The organism is Achromobacter sp. MYb9 (genome assembly GCF_002975275.1).
Classification (GTDB): Bacteria; Pseudomonadota; Gammaproteobacteria; order Burkholderiales; family Burkholderiaceae_B; genus Achromobacter.
This window is the reverse complement of sequence record NZ_PCOQ01000035.1, coordinates 21,312-36,029: the sequence shown is the minus strand read 5'-3', so window position 1 is coordinate 36,029 and position 14,718 is coordinate 21,312. Positions and strand designations below refer to the sequence as shown.

At 63.0% G+C, this 14,718-nt stretch carries 15 protein-coding genes; 7 read left to right on the top strand and 8 right to left on the bottom strand.

The window, feature by feature from the left end:
- Nucleotides 1–16 precede the first annotated feature (16 nt).
- The 6 genes from CQ050_RS28970 to CQ050_RS28945 all read right to left on the bottom strand — a co-directional run bounded on the left by CQ050_RS28970 (nt 17) and on the right by CQ050_RS28945 (nt 5,400).
- Nucleotides 17–1,354 (bottom strand): NAD(P)H-dependent oxidoreductase, encoded by a 1,338-nt coding sequence (locus CQ050_RS28970; RefSeq protein ID WP_105560287.1) that lies wholly within the window; start codon nt 1,352–1,354, stop codon nt 17–19.
- An 81-nt stretch (nt 1,355–1,435) separates the two neighbouring features.
- A complete protein-coding gene (locus CQ050_RS28965) occupies nt 1,436–1,996 on the bottom strand; it encodes a 5'-3'-deoxyribonucleotidase (RefSeq protein WP_105560286.1) in 561 nt (186 codons plus the stop codon).
- Between the two features lie 45 nt (nt 1,997–2,041).
- Nucleotides 2,042–2,572 (bottom strand): RNA 2',3'-cyclic phosphodiesterase, encoded by a 531-nt coding sequence (gene thpR / locus CQ050_RS28960; RefSeq protein WP_105560285.1) that lies wholly within the window; start codon nt 2,570–2,572, stop codon nt 2,042–2,044.
- Between the two features lie 27 nt (nt 2,573–2,599).
- The gene (gene cheD, locus CQ050_RS28955) at nt 2,600–3,379 is read right to left on the bottom strand and encodes a chemoreceptor glutamine deamidase CheD (RefSeq protein ID WP_105560284.1); all 780 of its coding nucleotides are present in this window, start codon (nt 3,377–3,379) and stop codon (nt 2,600–2,602) included.
- A 351-nt stretch (nt 3,380–3,730) separates the two neighbouring features.
- Complete coding sequence (locus tag CQ050_RS28950) at nt 3,731–4,639, bottom strand: ABC transporter permease (protein ID WP_105560283.1); 909 nt, start codon at nt 4,637–4,639, stop codon at nt 3,731–3,733.
- The gene (locus CQ050_RS28945) at nt 4,636–5,400 is read right to left on the bottom strand and encodes a cell division ATP-binding protein FtsE (protein ID WP_105560282.1); all 765 of its coding nucleotides are present in this window, start codon (nt 5,398–5,400) and stop codon (nt 4,636–4,638) included. The genes CQ050_RS28950 and CQ050_RS28945 overlap by 4 nt, the downstream gene beginning before the upstream one ends.
- A 324-nt stretch (nt 5,401–5,724) precedes the next feature.
- On the opposite strand from CQ050_RS28945, the gene CQ050_RS28940 reads away from it, so the two are divergent.
- The 6 genes from CQ050_RS28940 (at nt 5,725) to CQ050_RS28915 (ending at nt 11,598) form a co-directional block, all read left to right on the top strand.
- Entirely contained in the window at nt 5,725–6,741 is a 1,017-nt protein-coding gene (locus CQ050_RS28940; protein WP_105560281.1) for an amino acid ABC transporter substrate-binding protein, read from the top strand.
- Nucleotides 6,742–6,887: 146 nt separating this feature from the next.
- The gene (locus CQ050_RS28935; RefSeq protein WP_105560280.1) at nt 6,888–8,078 is read left to right on the top strand and encodes an amino acid ABC transporter permease; all 1,191 of its coding nucleotides are present in this window, start codon (nt 6,888–6,890) and stop codon (nt 8,076–8,078) included.
- 1 nt (nt 8,079) lies between these two features.
- Nucleotides 8,080–9,180, top strand: coding sequence for an amino acid ABC transporter permease (locus tag CQ050_RS28930; RefSeq protein WP_105560279.1), 1,101 nt, complete (start codon nt 8,080–8,082; stop codon nt 9,178–9,180).
- A 60-nt stretch (nt 9,181–9,240) separates the two neighbouring features.
- Entirely contained in the window at nt 9,241–9,981 is a 741-nt protein-coding gene (locus tag CQ050_RS28925; RefSeq protein WP_105560278.1) for an amino acid ABC transporter ATP-binding protein, read from the top strand.
- Between the two features lie 294 nt (nt 9,982–10,275).
- On the top strand, nt 10,276–10,965 hold the full coding sequence (locus CQ050_RS28920) for a hypothetical protein (RefSeq protein ID WP_105560277.1): 690 nt from the start codon (nt 10,276–10,278) through the stop codon (nt 10,963–10,965).
- 267 nt (nt 10,966–11,232) lie between these two features.
- Entirely contained in the window at nt 11,233–11,598 is a 366-nt protein-coding gene (locus CQ050_RS28915) for a hypothetical protein (RefSeq protein ID WP_233214354.1), read from the top strand.
- Nucleotides 11,599–11,752: 154 nt separating this feature from the next.
- On the opposite strand, the gene CQ050_RS28905 is transcribed toward CQ050_RS28915, so the two are convergent.
- Nucleotides 11,753–12,232 carry a hypothetical protein gene (locus CQ050_RS28905; protein ID WP_105560275.1) on the bottom strand — a complete coding sequence of 160 codons (480 nt, stop codon included), beginning with the start codon at nt 12,230–12,232 and terminating at the stop codon, nt 11,753–11,755.
- Between the two features lie 208 nt (nt 12,233–12,440).
- On the opposite strand from CQ050_RS28905, the gene CQ050_RS28900 reads away from it, so the two are divergent.
- Complete coding sequence (locus tag CQ050_RS28900) at nt 12,441–13,457, top strand: tripartite tricarboxylate transporter substrate binding protein (protein ID WP_105560274.1); 1,017 nt, start codon at nt 12,441–12,443, stop codon at nt 13,455–13,457.
- Nucleotides 13,458–13,526: 69 nt separating this feature from the next.
- Here the strand turns inward: CQ050_RS28900 and CQ050_RS28895 are convergent, their stop codons facing one another.
- Nucleotides 13,527–14,702, bottom strand: coding sequence for an ABC transporter substrate-binding protein (locus CQ050_RS28895; protein WP_105560273.1), 1,176 nt, complete (start codon nt 14,700–14,702; stop codon nt 13,527–13,529).
- Between the last annotated feature and the right edge of the window lie 16 nt (nt 14,703–14,718).

The window sequence follows — 14,718 nt, the reverse complement described above, 5'->3', positions numbered from 1 at the left end:
AAGGCGCGGCCCGGGCCTACGCGAAGGTCTGTTCCATTTCGCGGCGGAATTGCACCGCCGTCGACCGCTCGTCGTATTCCACATCGCGCCAGCGTATCGCCTGCGACTGGCGTACCGGGTTCTTCAGTTTGACCTGGTGCGACAGGCCTAGCGGCAGGTAGCCTTCTTCCACGGAATCCGGCGCGGGCATCAGCCGGCCGTAAACCGTATAGCCGCCTTCGCCGTCCAGCACCTGGCCGGCTTGCAGGTCGCGCTTGGCGGTGGCCACCACGTCGCCATGCCAGCCGGCCGGCGCGCCCGTGGGCTCGCGCCGCAGGCCAACGCTGGCCACGCTGATGCCCAGCTCCAGCCCGATCAGGTGATAGGGCTTGTACATGGCGGTGAAGTTGCCGCTGGGGTCCGTGACCAGCCCGTATTCCTGAAAGCAGCGCCGCACGTAATCGCTGTCGGCGGCCAGCGTCACGTAGACGCCCCAGCGCAGGTCGCGGAACACCGGCCGGCCATCGCGTTCCAGGGACGAAATCACTTCTACTTGTCCGCGATGGTGCAGGATGCCGCCATCTTCGCGCGGGCGCAGCACGCGGGCCAGGTCGTCCACGCCGCACGGCGGGAAATGCAGCCCCGACGGCGACGGCAAAAGACCCGTGGCATTGGACACCGCCGCCATCTCGATGGCGCTTTTGGTGCCGTCCAGGAAGCTGTTGAACATTTGCGCGTTGAAGTCGCCCGCCGCCACCATTTCGGCGGTGAAGCCGTAATAGGGCCACACGGTGTCCGGGGTGGACGTGTGGAATTCCGGCAGGTATTTGGTGCCCTTGCCCGCGGCCATCACTTCGAAGCCGGCGGCGCGTGCCCAATCCACCATTTCGCAGATCAGGGCAGGCTGGTCGCCGTAGGCCAGCGAATACACGATGCCCGCCTCGCGCGCGCGGCGCGCCAGCAGCGGACCGGCCAGCGCGTCGGCTTCGACGTTGACCATGATGATGTCCTTGCCGTGTTCGCAGCAGGCCAGCACGTGGCCGATGCCGGCCGCGGCCTGGCCGGTGGCGTCGATGACGATGTCGACGTCCGGGCTGGCGATGATGGCGTAAGGGGCGTCGCTGAAAAAGACCTTGCCGTTCTTGAACGCGTCATTGGTGCTGGTGGCGTTCAGCGCGCTGGCGGGCCAGCCCACGCGGGTCAGCGCGGCGCGGGCGCGGGCAGGCGCCAGATCCGCCACCGCCACCAGCCGCATCCCCGGCGTGCGGGGCGCCTGGCTCATGAACATCGCGCCGAACTTTCCGGCGCCCAGCAATGCAACTCGCAAAGGCTTGTGGTCGGCTTCTCGCTGCTTGAGCAGACGGTGCAGATTCATGGTGCGGGCTCCTCCGGGGTGGGGGTACAGCCCACACAGAATAGTCCTAAATCATGACGGCTGAACAGGCGCCGCGTGGACTCATTCGTCTGCCGTATAGAGCTCGCCCGCCAGCACGTTGCGCCAGTTCGCCCAGGTGATGCGCGGGCGGTCGCTAACCTGCCGGTTGTAGGGCGCATCGAACAAAATGTGCTTCCAGCGCGGCTTGACCGCGCCTTCGATCAGCGGCTTGTCGTCGATCAGCAGATGGCCATGCACCAGCGTCTTGTCCTTGGTCAGTACCAGCCGGTTGGTGGCTTCGCGCCCCAGGTGTTTTTCCACCCACAGGTACTTCTCGGCCACGCAGTTTTCGAACTGCGATAGCGGCGACGTGCAGATCCGCACGTCCAGCCCCAAGGCCAGCAATTCCTGCACGGCGTCCAGGGCGCCCGGCACCGGCGGCAGGTTGCGGATGAACCCCGGCGCGGTGTAGATGGCCTCGGCCATCCCCCGCAGTTCCGGCGGATAGTCCTGGCGGATGTAGAAGGATTTCCGGTCTTCGAATTCGATGGGGGCGATGTCCGGGTGGCGGGCGCGCCAGGCGTCGATGAAGGCGTGTTCAAAGTCCGCCAGCACGCCGTCTTGGTCCAGCAGGATGATCATGGTGATCCCTGGTCGTTGCAACCGGGTGATTGTGCCAGAGCGGGGCTACCTGTCGGCGGGGCGCGATTGCGCGACGATGCGGTAGCGGCTACCTCCCGTCAGGGACTCGGATGCCACCAGCACCATGCGGTCGTAGCGCCAGGAAAGCGGCGCGGGCGTGGTGTCGGGCGGCTGCGCATGTTCGATGTTGCGCAGCAGGGTCACGTGCGGGCGGAAGGGTTGCGGCGGGGCGGTCAGGCCAAAATCGGCCAGCCATTGCCACAGGCTGTCGTGCGCGGCCTGCAGGCCGGCGGGTGTCTGGCGCGGGCCGGCCCAAAGAATGCGCTGGCGGCTGAACACGCCGTAGTGGTCCAGCGCCACCTCGCCCGCGGGTAGTGGGTGTTCCGGCGTGGCGGCCGCCAGCGTGTCGGCCAGTTGCGCGTCGACCGGGCCTAGAAAGGCAAGGGTCAAGTGCAGCGTCTCGGTGCGCATGACGCGCCCGCCGGTGGTTGGCCGGGCCTGTTCCGCCCAGCTCGCCAGCGACGCGGCGAGCGAGGGCGACGGCCACAGAGCGAAGAAAAGACGGACGCTGGACATGCCCTGATTGTAGGCGCGTCGCGGGACTCAGCTGTCGGTGGTTTCCGATTTGCGCAAGCGGCTCAGCGCGGTATCGAAGCGTTCCACGCCAGGACGGGCAGGCTTGTCGAAGCGTTCGACACCAGGGCGCGCGGGCTTGTCGAAACGTTCGACACCGGGGCGTGCGGGTTTATCGAAACGTTCCACGCCGGGCCGGCTGAAGCGTTCGACGCGTGGCGGGCTTTGCGTCTTGGCCTGGGCGCTTTGTGCTGCCGCCTGTTCGCGCTTGGCGATGATCTCTTCGGCGCGCTGGTGGTGCGGCGCCATCTTGCGCACCATCACGCGGCCGTCGCGCGGGAAGTAATTGATGCGGCGCGCGTGCACGTCGCCCAGGTCTTGCGCCTTGACCGGGATGCCTTCGGTCCTGAGGTAGTTCAAGACGAATTCGCCGTTGCGTTCGCCGATGTTCATCTGCTGCATGGCGCTCAGCACCGCGCCGCCGCCGAACACCTTGGCTTCCAGCCGGTCGCGCACGGCGCCCGCCTTCAGCAATTCGTTGATCAGCACTTCCATCGCGAAAGCGCCGTAGCGCATGGTGGCGGACGCAGGCGATTGCATGTCGCCTTCCGGCAACATGAAATGGTTCATGCCGCCCACGCCCTTGATCGGATCGTGGATACAGGCGGCAACACACGACCCGAGTACGGTCGAGATCATCAGGTCTTCGGCGGTGACGTAGTACTCGTTGGGAAGTACTTTCACCGCCTGACACTGGAACGCGCTATCGAAATAGTGGCGCGTTGCGCGGGCTTCAAGACGGGCGGCCATGGGACTTAAAGGGCAAGAACAGCGATTTGGACACGTAGGACGGCGCTCGGCAAAACAAGGAATGTTTCAAAAAGTGTAAAAAAATGTCGCTTTATTCTTGCATATCCCAGCACACAACGGGAGAAATGCTTGTAACCGTGACGGCGCACCACGTCCCCGATTTTTTTCGGCCGTTTACAGGATGGCTTGCAACCATCGTACCCGGGCGGGTTGCGCGCCTTTCCCCGGATCACGGGGAGGATCGGGCTTTATACGTGGCTTTAGGGCGACCGTGGGGCGGCCGCGGGCGGGGCCTTCAACACGGCTGTTGGGAAAGGCTACCGGCAACGGGCCGACAACGGGCCGGCAGCGTCAGAAGCGCGTGCTGCGCGTGACGGACCAGCGTGCCGACAGCGCGCCCAGGGCGGCCGAGGCGACCACGGCCGCGATCAGCACCGATGCGCCGGGCAGGTGCAGTGCGAACTCGGCGCCATAGCTGCGCGCCAGCCCCAGCAGGGCATCGTTCAGCGGAGACAGGGCGATGGCCGCCACGCCAATGGCCAGCAGGGATGCCACGGCGCCTGACAGTGCGCCCAGATACAGGAACGGACGACGCACGAAGGATTCGGTGGCGCCCACCAGACGGGCAACGCCGATCTCCTCGCGCTGCGACAGCGCTTGCATGCGCACGGTGTTGAACACCGTCGCCAGCACCACGACCGCCACGCAGGCGGCCAGGAAACCCAGGCCGATGCGGGCGAACCTCAGGATGGCCTCCAGCCGTTGCACCCAGGCGCTGTCCAGCTGCACCAGGTCCACGTGGTTCCATTGCTTCCAGGCGCCGGCCAGTTTGTCCGCGCGCCCGGCCAGGTTGTCCCCGTCGGCCAGCGTTACCACCACGGCGTCCGGCAGCGGGTTGCCCGGCAAAACGGCCAGTGCCTGCTGCCAGGCGGGGTTGGCGCGCAGGTCGGCCAGCGCTGCGTCGCGCCCCACCACCCGGACTGCCCGCACGTCTTGCGAATAGTCGTTCTTGATGCGCTTGGCCACCTCGTCGGCGGCGCCGGAGGGAGCATCCACGCGCATGAAGACGGTCACTTCCGGGGTGACGGACATTTCGCGCGCCACCGGCTGGACCGATACCAGGATGGCGCTGCCCAATAGCGGCAGCGCCAGGGCCAGGGCCATGACCAGCAGGTTGGCCAGTGAAGAGAACGGCTGCTTGGCCAACCGGCGCAGGGTCACCATGAGCGCGTAGCGGTGTTGCCGCAACCAGGCGTTCATGCCGATTCTCCCGGATGGCCGAAGCCAGGTTCGGCGCGGCCGCCGCCGGTGCGCGCGGGGGCGGACTGAGGCGGTTGCCCGGCGTCCGGCGGCGAAGCCGGGCCGTGGGAATCGGCAAACTTGCCCGGATCGATGCGCAAGGTGCGGCTGGCGTAGCGCGCCATCAGGTCCTGGTCGTGCGAGGCGATCAGCGTCGTCACGCCGACACGGTTGAAGTCGCGGAACACGTTCATGATGCGCTGCGCGTTGTCGTGGTCAAGGTTGGCGGTGGGTTCGTCGGCGATCAGGATGGCGGGCCGGTTCACGATGGCCCGCGCGATCGCCAGGCGCTGTTGTTCGCCGCCCGACAGTTCGATGGGATTCAGGTCTTCCTTGCCCGACAGGCCCACCTTGTCCAGCGCGGCCCGGGCACGGGCGGCGGCCGAATCCCAGGGATGGCCCTGGACGGCCAACGGCAGCATCACGTTTTCGAACGCGCTTCGATCGAACAGCAGGTGGGTGTCTTGCAGGATGACGCCGACCGCGCGGCGCAGATACGGCCGGGCGCGCGCGGGCAGCTTGTCCAGCCGTTGCCCGTTGACCTGGATGGAGCCGCGGCTGGCGGGCTCCAGCCCGCCGATCAGCTTGAGCAGCGTGGACTTGCCGGCGCCTGACGGCCCGGATACGAAAACGAATTCTCCCGCGCTGACGCGGAAGTTGATGTCGGCCAGAATATTGCGGCCGCGACCATATGATTTGAATACGTGCTGGAATTCGATCATGGCGGCTGTCAGATGAAGCCGCAATAGTAACTCGGGGACAGTAAGCGGCCTACGCCTGTTCTTGGGCGGGCTGTGAAAAAGCGTATCCATGTGACCGCCCGGACACGTTTTCGCCAGAACGAAATGAATGCGTCTTGAGACAAATCGGATACGCTACAACACGTCCCCGTTTTCGTACGAAAACACTGATTGATTTCGCCAGTGTCCCTAAATTTCAAGGGAATTCCCGGATGTGCCGGCCGCTGCGTGGACGCTACCATCCGCCCCATGCGTCGGCCCAACCCGGTCGAGGCAAGGCTCGATTTGTCCCACACGGAGATCACGATGAAAGTACTGAAACTCGCTGCAATTGGCGCGGCACTGCTTGCCGCATCCACGGCTGCCAATGCGGGCGCGACCTTCGATAACGTTAAAAAGAAAGGGTTTGTCCAATGCGGGGTTTCGACGGGCATTCCGGGTTTCTCGATCGCCGACAGCAAGGGTGAATACAAGGGCATCGACGTCGACCTGTGCCGCGCCATCGCCTCCACGATGTTCGGCGACGCCTCCAAGGTCAAATTCACGCCGCTGAACACGCAGCAACGCTTCACCGCGCTGCAGTCGGGCGAAGTCGACGTGCTGACCCGCAACACCACCGTGACGCTGACCCGCGACACGACGCTGGGCCTGATCGGCGTGGGCGTGAACTACTACGACTCGCAAGGCGTCATGGTCTCCAAGGACCTGAACGTCAAGAGTGCGAAGGAACTGAACGGCGCCACCATCTGCGTGCAGCCGGGCACCACCACCGAATTGAACCTGGCTGACTGGTTCCGCGGCCAGAAGATCGAGTTCAAGCCGGTCGTGATCGACAAGTACGACGAAATCATCCGCGCCTTCTCGGCCGGCCGCTGCGACGCCTTCACGACCGACAAGTCGCAACTGGCTTCCACGCGCACCACGCTCGAGAACCCGGACAAGTACGTCATCCTGCCGGAAGACTTCTCCAAGGAGCCGTTGGGCCCCATGGTCCGCCAAGGCGACGAGCAATGGTTCAACGTGGTCCGCTGGTCGCTGAACGCCATGCTGGAAGCCGAGGAATACGGCATCACCAAGGCGAACGTCGAAGAAATGGCCAAGAGCCCCAATCCCAATATCCAGCGCATCCTGGGCGTGACCCCGGGCATGGGCAAGAACCTGGGCGTGGACGACAAGTGGGCATTCAACATCATCAAGAACGTGGGCAACTACGGTGAAAGCTTCGAAAACACGCTGGGCAAGAACAGCGCGATGAAGCTGGAACGTGGTTTGAACGCGTCGTATAAGCAAGGCGGTTTGATGTACGGCTGGCCGGTGCGCTAACACACGGCTGCCTGGCAAAACGGAGCCTCGGGCTCCGTTTTGCCTAGGGCCTATCAGGCCCTACCCCGCCATAGAGCGGGCGGCAGGAGTGGGGGGCGTGGCCTTGCCGGCGTTGCCACCCGGTGTACGACTTCTGTAGATTCAACATGACGACTTCCAATAAAAACGCCCCGATTTCGGCGCCCCGCCGGCGGCTGAACTGGAACGACCCCGGCGTGCGCTCCGTGGTCTACCAGGTGCTTGCGCTGGCAGCGGTAGCCTGGGCTGTGTGGTTCCTGGTTTCCAACACGCTTCACAACCTGTCCGTGCGCAATATCGCCACGGGCTTCGGGTTTCTGAGCCGTGAAGCCGGGTTCGCGATCGGCGAAACGCCCATCGCCTACAGCCCCGCAAACGATTACGGCCGTGCCATCCTGGTCGGCTTGCTCAACACCCTGCGCGTCGCCGTCATCGGCATCGTGCTGGCCACCATCCTTGGCACCCTGATCGGTATCGGCCGCCTGTCCAAGAACTGGCTGGTGGCGAAGATCACCTCGGTGTACGTCGAGGTGATGCGCAATGTGCCGCTGCTGCTGCAGCTGTTCTTCTGGTACGCGCTGATCACGGAAAACATGCCGGGCCCGCGCCAGGCGCACAATCCGATGCCGGGCGTCTTCATTTCCAACCGCGGCCTGAAAGTCCCCGGGCTGGAAGGCAATTCGCTGGACTGGATGCTGGCCGGACTGGGATTGGCCATCGTGGCCATCATCTTCCTGGGTCACTACGGCAAGAAGCGCCATGAGGCCACCGGCCATATGTTCCCGCTGGGTCGCTGGGCCATCGGCCTGCTGATCGGGTTGCCGGTCGTCGGCTGGCTCGTCAGTGGCGCGTCGCTGACGCTGGACATGCCGGAACTCAAAGGCTTCAACTTCTCGGGCGGTTTGACGCTGTCGCCGGAATTCGCCGCGTTGCTGGCGGGTCTGGTGATCTACACGTCGGCGTTCATCGCCGAAGTGGTGCGGTCGGGCATCCAGGCCGTGAACAACGGCCAGTGGGAAGCCGCCGGTTCGCTGGGGCTGCGCCGCAAGCAGGTGCTGCGCCTGGTCATCCTGCCGCAGGCGCTGCGCGTGATCATCCCCCCGATGACCAGCCAGTACCTGAACCTGACGAAGAACAGCTCGCTGGCGGTCGCCATCGGCTATCCGGACATCGTGTCGGTGGTCAACACCACGCTGAACCAGACGGGCCAGGCGATCGAGGGCATCCTCATCATCATGGGCGCCTACCTGACGGTCAGCCTGTCGATCTCGATATTCATGAATTGGTACAACAAGCGCATCGCGCTGGTGGAGCGTTGAGATGAGCAGCACTACGCATACCCCCAGCGAAGGCCTGCCGCCGCCCAGCACGCACGTGGGCGCATGGGCATGGATCAAGTCCCGCCTCTTCTCGTCGCCGCTGAACATCCTCATCACGGTACTGCTTGCGTGGTTCCTGCTGATGGCGGTGCCGGCGCTGCTGGAATGGGCCTTCTTCAAGGCTGACTTCAATGCGGCCAATGCCCAGGAATGCCGGGCTTCCGGTGGCGCCTGCTGGGCGTTCATCATCGAGAAGCACCGGCTGATCCTGTTCGGCACCTATCCATTCGACGAGCAATGGCGTCCGCTGATCGCCACCATCATCCTGGTGGCGGTCATTGTTTGCAGTGGCATCCGCCGTTTCTGGAACTGGAAGCTGGCGGTCATCTGGGTTGTCGGCCTGACCGCCGTGGCGCTGTTGATGTGGGGCGGCGTGTTCGGCCTGACCTACGTGGAAAACGCCCGCTGGGGCGGCCTGCCGCTGACGCTGATCCTGTCCACGTTCGGCATCGCCTTCGCGTTCCCCATCGGCGTGCTGCTGGCCCTGGGCCGGCGCTCGAAGATGCCCGCCATCAAGGCGCTGTGCGTCGTGTACATCGAGCTGATCCGTGGCGTGCCGCTGATCAGCCTGCTGTTCATGTCGTCAGTGATGTTGCCGTTGTTCCTGCCGGAAGGCTTTTCGATCGACAAGCTTTTGCGCGCGCAGATCGCCATCATCATGTTCGCCGCCGCCTATATCGCGGAAACGGTGCGCGGTGGTTTGCAGGCCATCCCGAAAGGGCAGTACGAAGGCGCGGATTCGCTGGGCCTGAACTACTGGCAGCAGATGCGCAAGATCATCCTGCCGCAGGCGCTGAAGATCGTGATCCCGCCGCTGGTCAGCATCTTCATCGCGCTGTTCAAGGACACGTCGCTGGTGGTGATCATCGGCATCTTCGATTTGACCTTGGCGGCCAAGGCGGCCTTGTCCGACGCGGCATGGCGCGGATTCGGCGTAGAGGCGTATCTGTTCATCTCGCTGATCTACTTCGTGTTCTGCTTTTCCATGTCCAAGTACAGTCAGGCGCTTGAAAAACGTCTTGCGACTGATCACAAACGCTAGCCAATGCCGCGCGTCCGCCGCATGGCGGGCGCGCGCAGCGATATTTACGGGAGTACAGGCATGCCGGATGCCATTATTCGTTTGCAGGACGTGAACAAGTGGTATGGCCAGTTCCACGTGTTGCGCAACATCAACCTGGACGTGGCGCAAGGCGAGCGCATCGTGGTGTGCGGCCCCTCGGGGTCGGGCAAGTCCACGATGATCCGCTGCATCAATCGTCTGGAAGAGCACCAGAAAGGCCACATCATCGTGGACGGCACGGAGCTCACCAATGACCTGAAGCACATCGAGACGATCCGCAAAGACGTGGGCATGGTGTTCCAGCACTTCAATCTTTTCCCGCACCTGACGGTGCTGGAAAACCTGACGCTGGGCCCCATGTGGGTGCTGAAGAAGCCGCGCGCGGAAGCCGAGGCGACCGCGATGAAGTATCTGGAACGCGTGCGCATTCCGGAACAGGCCAAGAAATTCCCCGGCCAGCTGTCAGGCGGCCAGCAACAGCGCGTGGCCATCGCGCGTTCGCTGTGCATGAACCCCAAGATCATGCTGTTTGATGAGCCGACGTCCGCGCTTGACCCCGAAATGGTCAAGGAAGTGCTGGACGTGATGGTCAGCCTGGCCCAGGAAAGCGGCATGACGATGATCTGCGTGACCCACGAAATGGGCTTCGCACGCAAAGTCGCCAACCGCGTGATCTTCATGGACCGAGGCGAGATCATCGAGCAGAACAGCCCGGACGAGTTCTTCGACAACCCGCAGAACGACCGGACGAAGTTGTTCCTGAGCCAGATCCTGCATTGATCTGCTGACGACAAAAAGCCTTCACGGCAAGCACCCCAGCAGCTGGATTACGGTCCGGCTGCTGGGGTGTTTTTTATGGATGTATCGCATTGACTGCAAGATTCCTCGTCGCTACAGATCTACTTCAGGACCGAATGGTGCCGCGCGTTTCGGTCACGCTGTCAGCGGAAGGGCTAGCGCGCAGGCGCGCTTCTGGGACGGAAACTTTTTTTGAAGACCGGTTTCGGCCACAAACAGAGGTTCAATTTCGTGGCAAACTTTTATAATAAATACTTCGCATAGGAAACATCGCCATTGTCGAGCGCCCTTCAATATCTCTCGTCGCCGGCCTTACGTTGGGCATTGCCGACGCTGGTCCTTCTGGCCACCACCGGGTGCGGGTCTAATTACGCCGATAGCCCGGCCAAAGCACCGCTGCGCAAGCTTAACTCCGCTCCGACGCAGGCTTATGAGATACGACTCACACTTGCTAATGCGTCCGATCTCTCAAGCGCAGACGACGGCAAATCGCCGTTTACGGTAATCGAGGGCACTGTGCAGTTCGACGCCAGCAACGGCGCCCGCTGTGGAAAATCCAACGCCCTGTCCGGCCACGTGCCGACATTGTCCAGCCACGAACCGTTCCGACTTTCCCGTATATCCGCCACCGAGTACGTGGGCACCGTGTATGCCGACATGCTGCTCGATGAGGACTATTACGGTCGGGGGGTATGCCATTGGGCATTGACAGAGGCTCGCGTCGCTTTGCGAGCGCGGACGGACATCGCCGATACGCGATTCGTAGCCGGGCTGCCTGCGAAAGAAGTGCTCGCGGGCGCTACACAGGCGCGCTATTTCTGGAAAGGGTATTACCCTCGATTCGAGAACGGGCAACATTCTGATTATGGAAGGAGCCAGTTGGATGCCGTTCCGGCCGATAAGCTTAACGAGTTTTTCACCGTGACACTGAAGGCCAGGAAGATCGCTGGCGACGTTCAACGCTAGTGAATGCAGGACGGAAGGAACTGGCTCCCCCCGCTTTCACCGATTAGACCTTGCCCGGATCGCGGGGCGCTAGCCTGTGCTCCTCGATGGCTCCGAGCTGCAAGGCGCCAGGGTTTCGAATACATTGACGCCCTAAATAAATAAATGCGAAAGCTTCGCGGCCAGATTTGCGTCGGGGAATCTGGAGGCACTTGGCAAGTTTTTCGATGGCGTGCCCGTCAAAGAGCACCCATCTCTCAACGATGGAACCTTGGGATAACGGTCAAAATGAAGAAATTAGCACTGCTTGTCGTCTTGTCATCACTACTGGGGGGATGCACCTCTGGACAGATGAACATGCTGATGGGCACTCGGAACAAAACCTACAACGACGTCAATGCACCTTGGGTCGGCAGCACGGAAGAGCAATTGATTTCCAAGTGGGGACCGCCCAAAAAGAGCTATACGCTTGAAAGCGGCGCAAGAATCATTTCGTACGAAGAGATCTGGGGCCCACTCTCCGCATACCACGTATGCATAGAGAAATTCATGATCGAAAAGGGTGTCGTGACCAAATGGGGGATTTCGGATTGCCCAAAACGCATTTCCGGCACGCTACCGAAAGACGCCCCTATTCCACAACCGACCCTGTAGGGCAACGCGTCCTGATTCGCAGACCCAGGCTATGGGCATGTCGTCTACGGCAAACTGCACGGACGGCCAATAGCCATCCATGAACCAGGTCGCCCCGCGCGTCAGAGGAAATGCAGCGCCGCGTTGGCATATGGGGCTGCGGTTGCATACGACGTTACGCCAGAAGCGCCGCCATGGCGCGGCCCGCAATCATGTCTTCGAACAGGCCCGCGAGATTCGGGGCGACGTCGCGCGTGTCCTCGAATTCCGGCTCGATGCCGTGCACGATGCGGCCCGAGTCGCGTTCTATCGCCAGGAATTCGTAATCGCCCGCAACGCTCATGTAGATCGGCGTGTGCTGTTGCCAGAAGTCCAGGACTGCCTGCCGGCCGGCGTCGTCCAGCGCGGCCTCCAGGCTGATATCGCGCAGGGTGTGCCAGGGAAAGGCGCTGTCCGCCGTGCAGGCATGGTCGGCTGCGCTCAGGAACCAGCGTGTCTGGTTCGCGTTGTGCAATTCGGTGAATGTCGCCAGGAAAGCGCCATAGCCGTACGCCTCGCCCGGCGCGGCCGCTGGCGTCGAGGTGGGCGTGGTCCGCAGCACCGTCCAGCCATGAGCAGCGAGATGATCCAGGAAGCGTTGTGGCTGCGATGTCATGTCGGTTTCCTCGGATGGGGTATCTATGATATTGCAGTCTGACGCCTTATTTTTTGATCGCGGGAGCGGTTCGCTTTCAAGCACCCCAAGCGTTGGCTTGAATCGCGTGATCTTCGGCTTAATTCCAGGCGTATCCTTTTGTTACGTCGACCCGCTTGCTGCGGTATGCTACTGACCGCCATAGATCTGGAGTGAGGAGAAAAACACCATGACGAACACCCCCCGTAGCGCGGTCCGCCGCGCCTTGCTGCAAGGCGCCGTGGCGCTGGCCGCCACCCTGCCTTTCGGCGCGCCCGCCCTGGCGCAAGCCACTGATTTCCCTACGAAGCCGATCCGCTTTGTCGTGCCGTACCCGCCTGGCGGCCCGCTGGACACCATGGCTCGCATGTTGGCCGAGAAGGTGCGCGGTTCGCTGGGCCAGCCCGTGATCGTTGAAAACCGCTCGGGCGCGGGCGGCAACATTGGCGCCGACCTGGTGGCCAAGGCCCCGGCCGACGGCTATACGCTGGTGATGGGCGCGGTGGCCACGCACGCCATCAACCCCTGGCTGTTCGCGAACCTGCCCTACGACCCGGTCAAGGATTTCGCACCCGTGACCATCGTGGCGTCGGTGCCGAACGTGTTGGTGATGAACGTTGAATTCGCCGACAAGAACAAGATCAAGACGCTGGCCGACCTGGTCGACTACGCCAAGAAGAATCCGGGCAAGCTGAACTACGGTTCGGGCGGCAACGGTAGCGCCGGCCATCTGTCTGGCGAGCTGCTCAAGGCGCGTGCAGGCATCAGCGTGGAACACATTCCTTACCAGGGCGCGGCGCCCGCGCAGTTGGCGTTGCTGTCGGGGCAGTCGGATTTCATGTTCGACAATCTGGCGGCGTCGGCGCCGTTGATCAAGGACGGCAAGGTCAAGGCGCTGGCCGTGACGACGGCAAAGCGTTCGTCGTTGCTGGCGGATGTGCCGACGGTTGAAGAGTCGGGTGTGAAGGGCTTTGACCTGGGCACGTGGTTTGGCGTGTTCACCACGGGTGGCACGCCGGCGCCGGTGGTGGCCAAGTTGAACAAGGCCTATGCCGATGCGATGCAGCAACCGGATGTGAAGCAACGCCTGTTGACCATGGGCTCGGAAGCCAGCCCGATGACGCCGGAAGCCTTTGCCGATTTCGTGAAGAGCGAAAAGGCCAAGTACCAGGAAATCGTCAAGATCTCGGGCGCCAGCTTGAATTGATGGATCGTTGATCCGACGCCACGGCAGGTCTTTGGGGGCAGCATGCGCTGCCCCCCTTTCATTTGCTGCCTACATCTTGCAGTCGGCCGCGTGCACGTCGGTGTGGTCGCGGGCCAGGACTTTCTGGTTCTTGTACACGAGCTTGCCGTCCGGGCCGGCTTCGATGTGCAGCAGGTACCAGTCCTGTACCGGGTGCTGGTTGGGACCGAACTTGAATTTGCCGCGCACGCTGGGGAAGTCGGCCTTCCGTAACGCATTGCGGAAGTCGTCGGCGCGGCCGGTGACGTCGCCGTTGACGGCTTTAAGCGCGGAGGCGATCAGGTTGGCGGTGTCGTAGGCTTGCGCGGCATACGCCGTGGGCGGGCGTTTGTAGGCCTTGGTGAAGGCGTCGACGAAGTGCTTGTTCTGCGCGTTGTCCAGGTCGGCGCTCCATAGCGAACTCAGATAGAAGCCCTTGCTGGCCGTGCCCGTCGCGGCCAGCATGCGGTCGTCCATCGAGTAGATGGGCGTGATCATCCGGATCTTGTCAGACAGGCCGGAGTTGGCGAACTGCTTGGTCAGGTTGATGCCTGCGCCGCCCGGGTGGAACTGGAAGATGGCATCGGGATTCAGCGAACGGATGCGGGCAAGCTCCACCGAGAAATCGGCTTGTTCCAGCTTGGTGTAGATCTCTTCGGCGATTTCGCCCTTGTAGGCGCGCTTGAAGCCGGCCACGGCGTCGCGGCCGGCCTGATAGTTCGGGGCCATGACGACGACGCGCTTGGCGCCCAGTTCGTTGGCGGCGATGCCGGCCGTGTCGGCGTAAGAGTCGTTCTGGAAGGCGACGGCGAAATAATTCGGGTTGCAGGCCTTGCCGGCGTAGTTGGAGGGGCCGGCGTTCAGGCTGACGTAGAAGCCCCCGGCGTTCAGCACCGTGGGGCCGACGGCCGCCATGACGTTCGAGAAGTTCACGCCCGTGAAGAGCCGCACGCCGTCCTGCACCATCTTGTCGGCGATCTGCTTGGCGTTGGCGGGTTTGAGCGCATCGTCTTCGACGCGCACGTTGACGGGCACGCCGCCCAGCTTGCCGCCGCCTTCCTTCACGGCCAGCATGAAGGCGTCGCGCTCGTCCTCGCCGATGTAGCCGGCGGGGGTGGAAAGCGTGCCGATAAAGCCGATGTCGACCGGCTTTTGCTGCGCGTGGGCCGCGGATGCGGCCAACGCCAGCAGGATGGCGGCCGTGCCGCCGATAGCGCTCTTTTTCATGTTGTCTCCTCTGGTG

What these genes read in the sequence shown, in the direction of transcription:
- CQ050_RS28915 (WP_233214354.1), top strand. Translation starts at nt 11,233, where the DNA reads ATGAAGAAATTAGCACTGCTTGTCGTCTTGTCATCACTACTGGGGGGA.
- thpR (WP_105560285.1), bottom strand. Translation starts at nt 2,572, where the DNA reads ATGTCCAGCGTCCGTCTTTTCTTCGCTCTGTGGCCGTCGCCCTCGCTC.
- CQ050_RS28940 (WP_105560281.1), top strand. Translation starts at nt 5,725, where the DNA reads ATGAAAGTACTGAAACTCGCTGCAATTGGCGCGGCACTGCTTGCCGCA.
- CQ050_RS28930 (WP_105560279.1), top strand. Translation starts at nt 8,080, where the DNA reads ATGAGCAGCACTACGCATACCCCCAGCGAAGGCCTGCCGCCGCCCAGC.
- cheD (WP_105560284.1), bottom strand. Translation starts at nt 3,379, where the DNA reads ATGGCCGCCCGTCTTGAAGCCCGCGCAACGCGCCACTATTTCGATAGC.
- CQ050_RS28950 (WP_105560283.1), bottom strand. Translation starts at nt 4,639, where the DNA reads ATGAACGCCTGGTTGCGGCAACACCGCTACGCGCTCATGGTGACCCTG.
- CQ050_RS28925 (WP_105560278.1), top strand. Translation starts at nt 9,241, where the DNA reads ATGCCGGATGCCATTATTCGTTTGCAGGACGTGAACAAGTGGTATGGC.
- CQ050_RS28965 (WP_105560286.1), bottom strand. Translation starts at nt 1,996, where the DNA reads ATGATCATCCTGCTGGACCAAGACGGCGTGCTGGCGGACTTTGAACAC.
- CQ050_RS28895 (WP_105560273.1), bottom strand. Translation starts at nt 14,702, where the DNA reads ATGAAAAAGAGCGCTATCGGCGGCACGGCCGCCATCCTGCTGGCGTTG.
- CQ050_RS28900 (WP_105560274.1), top strand. Translation starts at nt 12,441, where the DNA reads ATGACGAACACCCCCCGTAGCGCGGTCCGCCGCGCCTTGCTGCAAGGC.
- CQ050_RS28970 (WP_105560287.1), bottom strand. Translation starts at nt 1,354, where the DNA reads ATGAATCTGCACCGTCTGCTCAAGCAGCGAGAAGCCGACCACAAGCCT.
- CQ050_RS28945 (WP_105560282.1), bottom strand. Translation starts at nt 5,400, where the DNA reads ATGATCGAATTCCAGCACGTATTCAAATCATATGGTCGCGGCCGCAAT.
- CQ050_RS28935 (WP_105560280.1), top strand. Translation starts at nt 6,888, where the DNA reads ATGACGACTTCCAATAAAAACGCCCCGATTTCGGCGCCCCGCCGGCGG.
- CQ050_RS28905 (WP_105560275.1), bottom strand. Translation starts at nt 12,232, where the DNA reads ATGACATCGCAGCCACAACGCTTCCTGGATCATCTCGCTGCTCATGGC.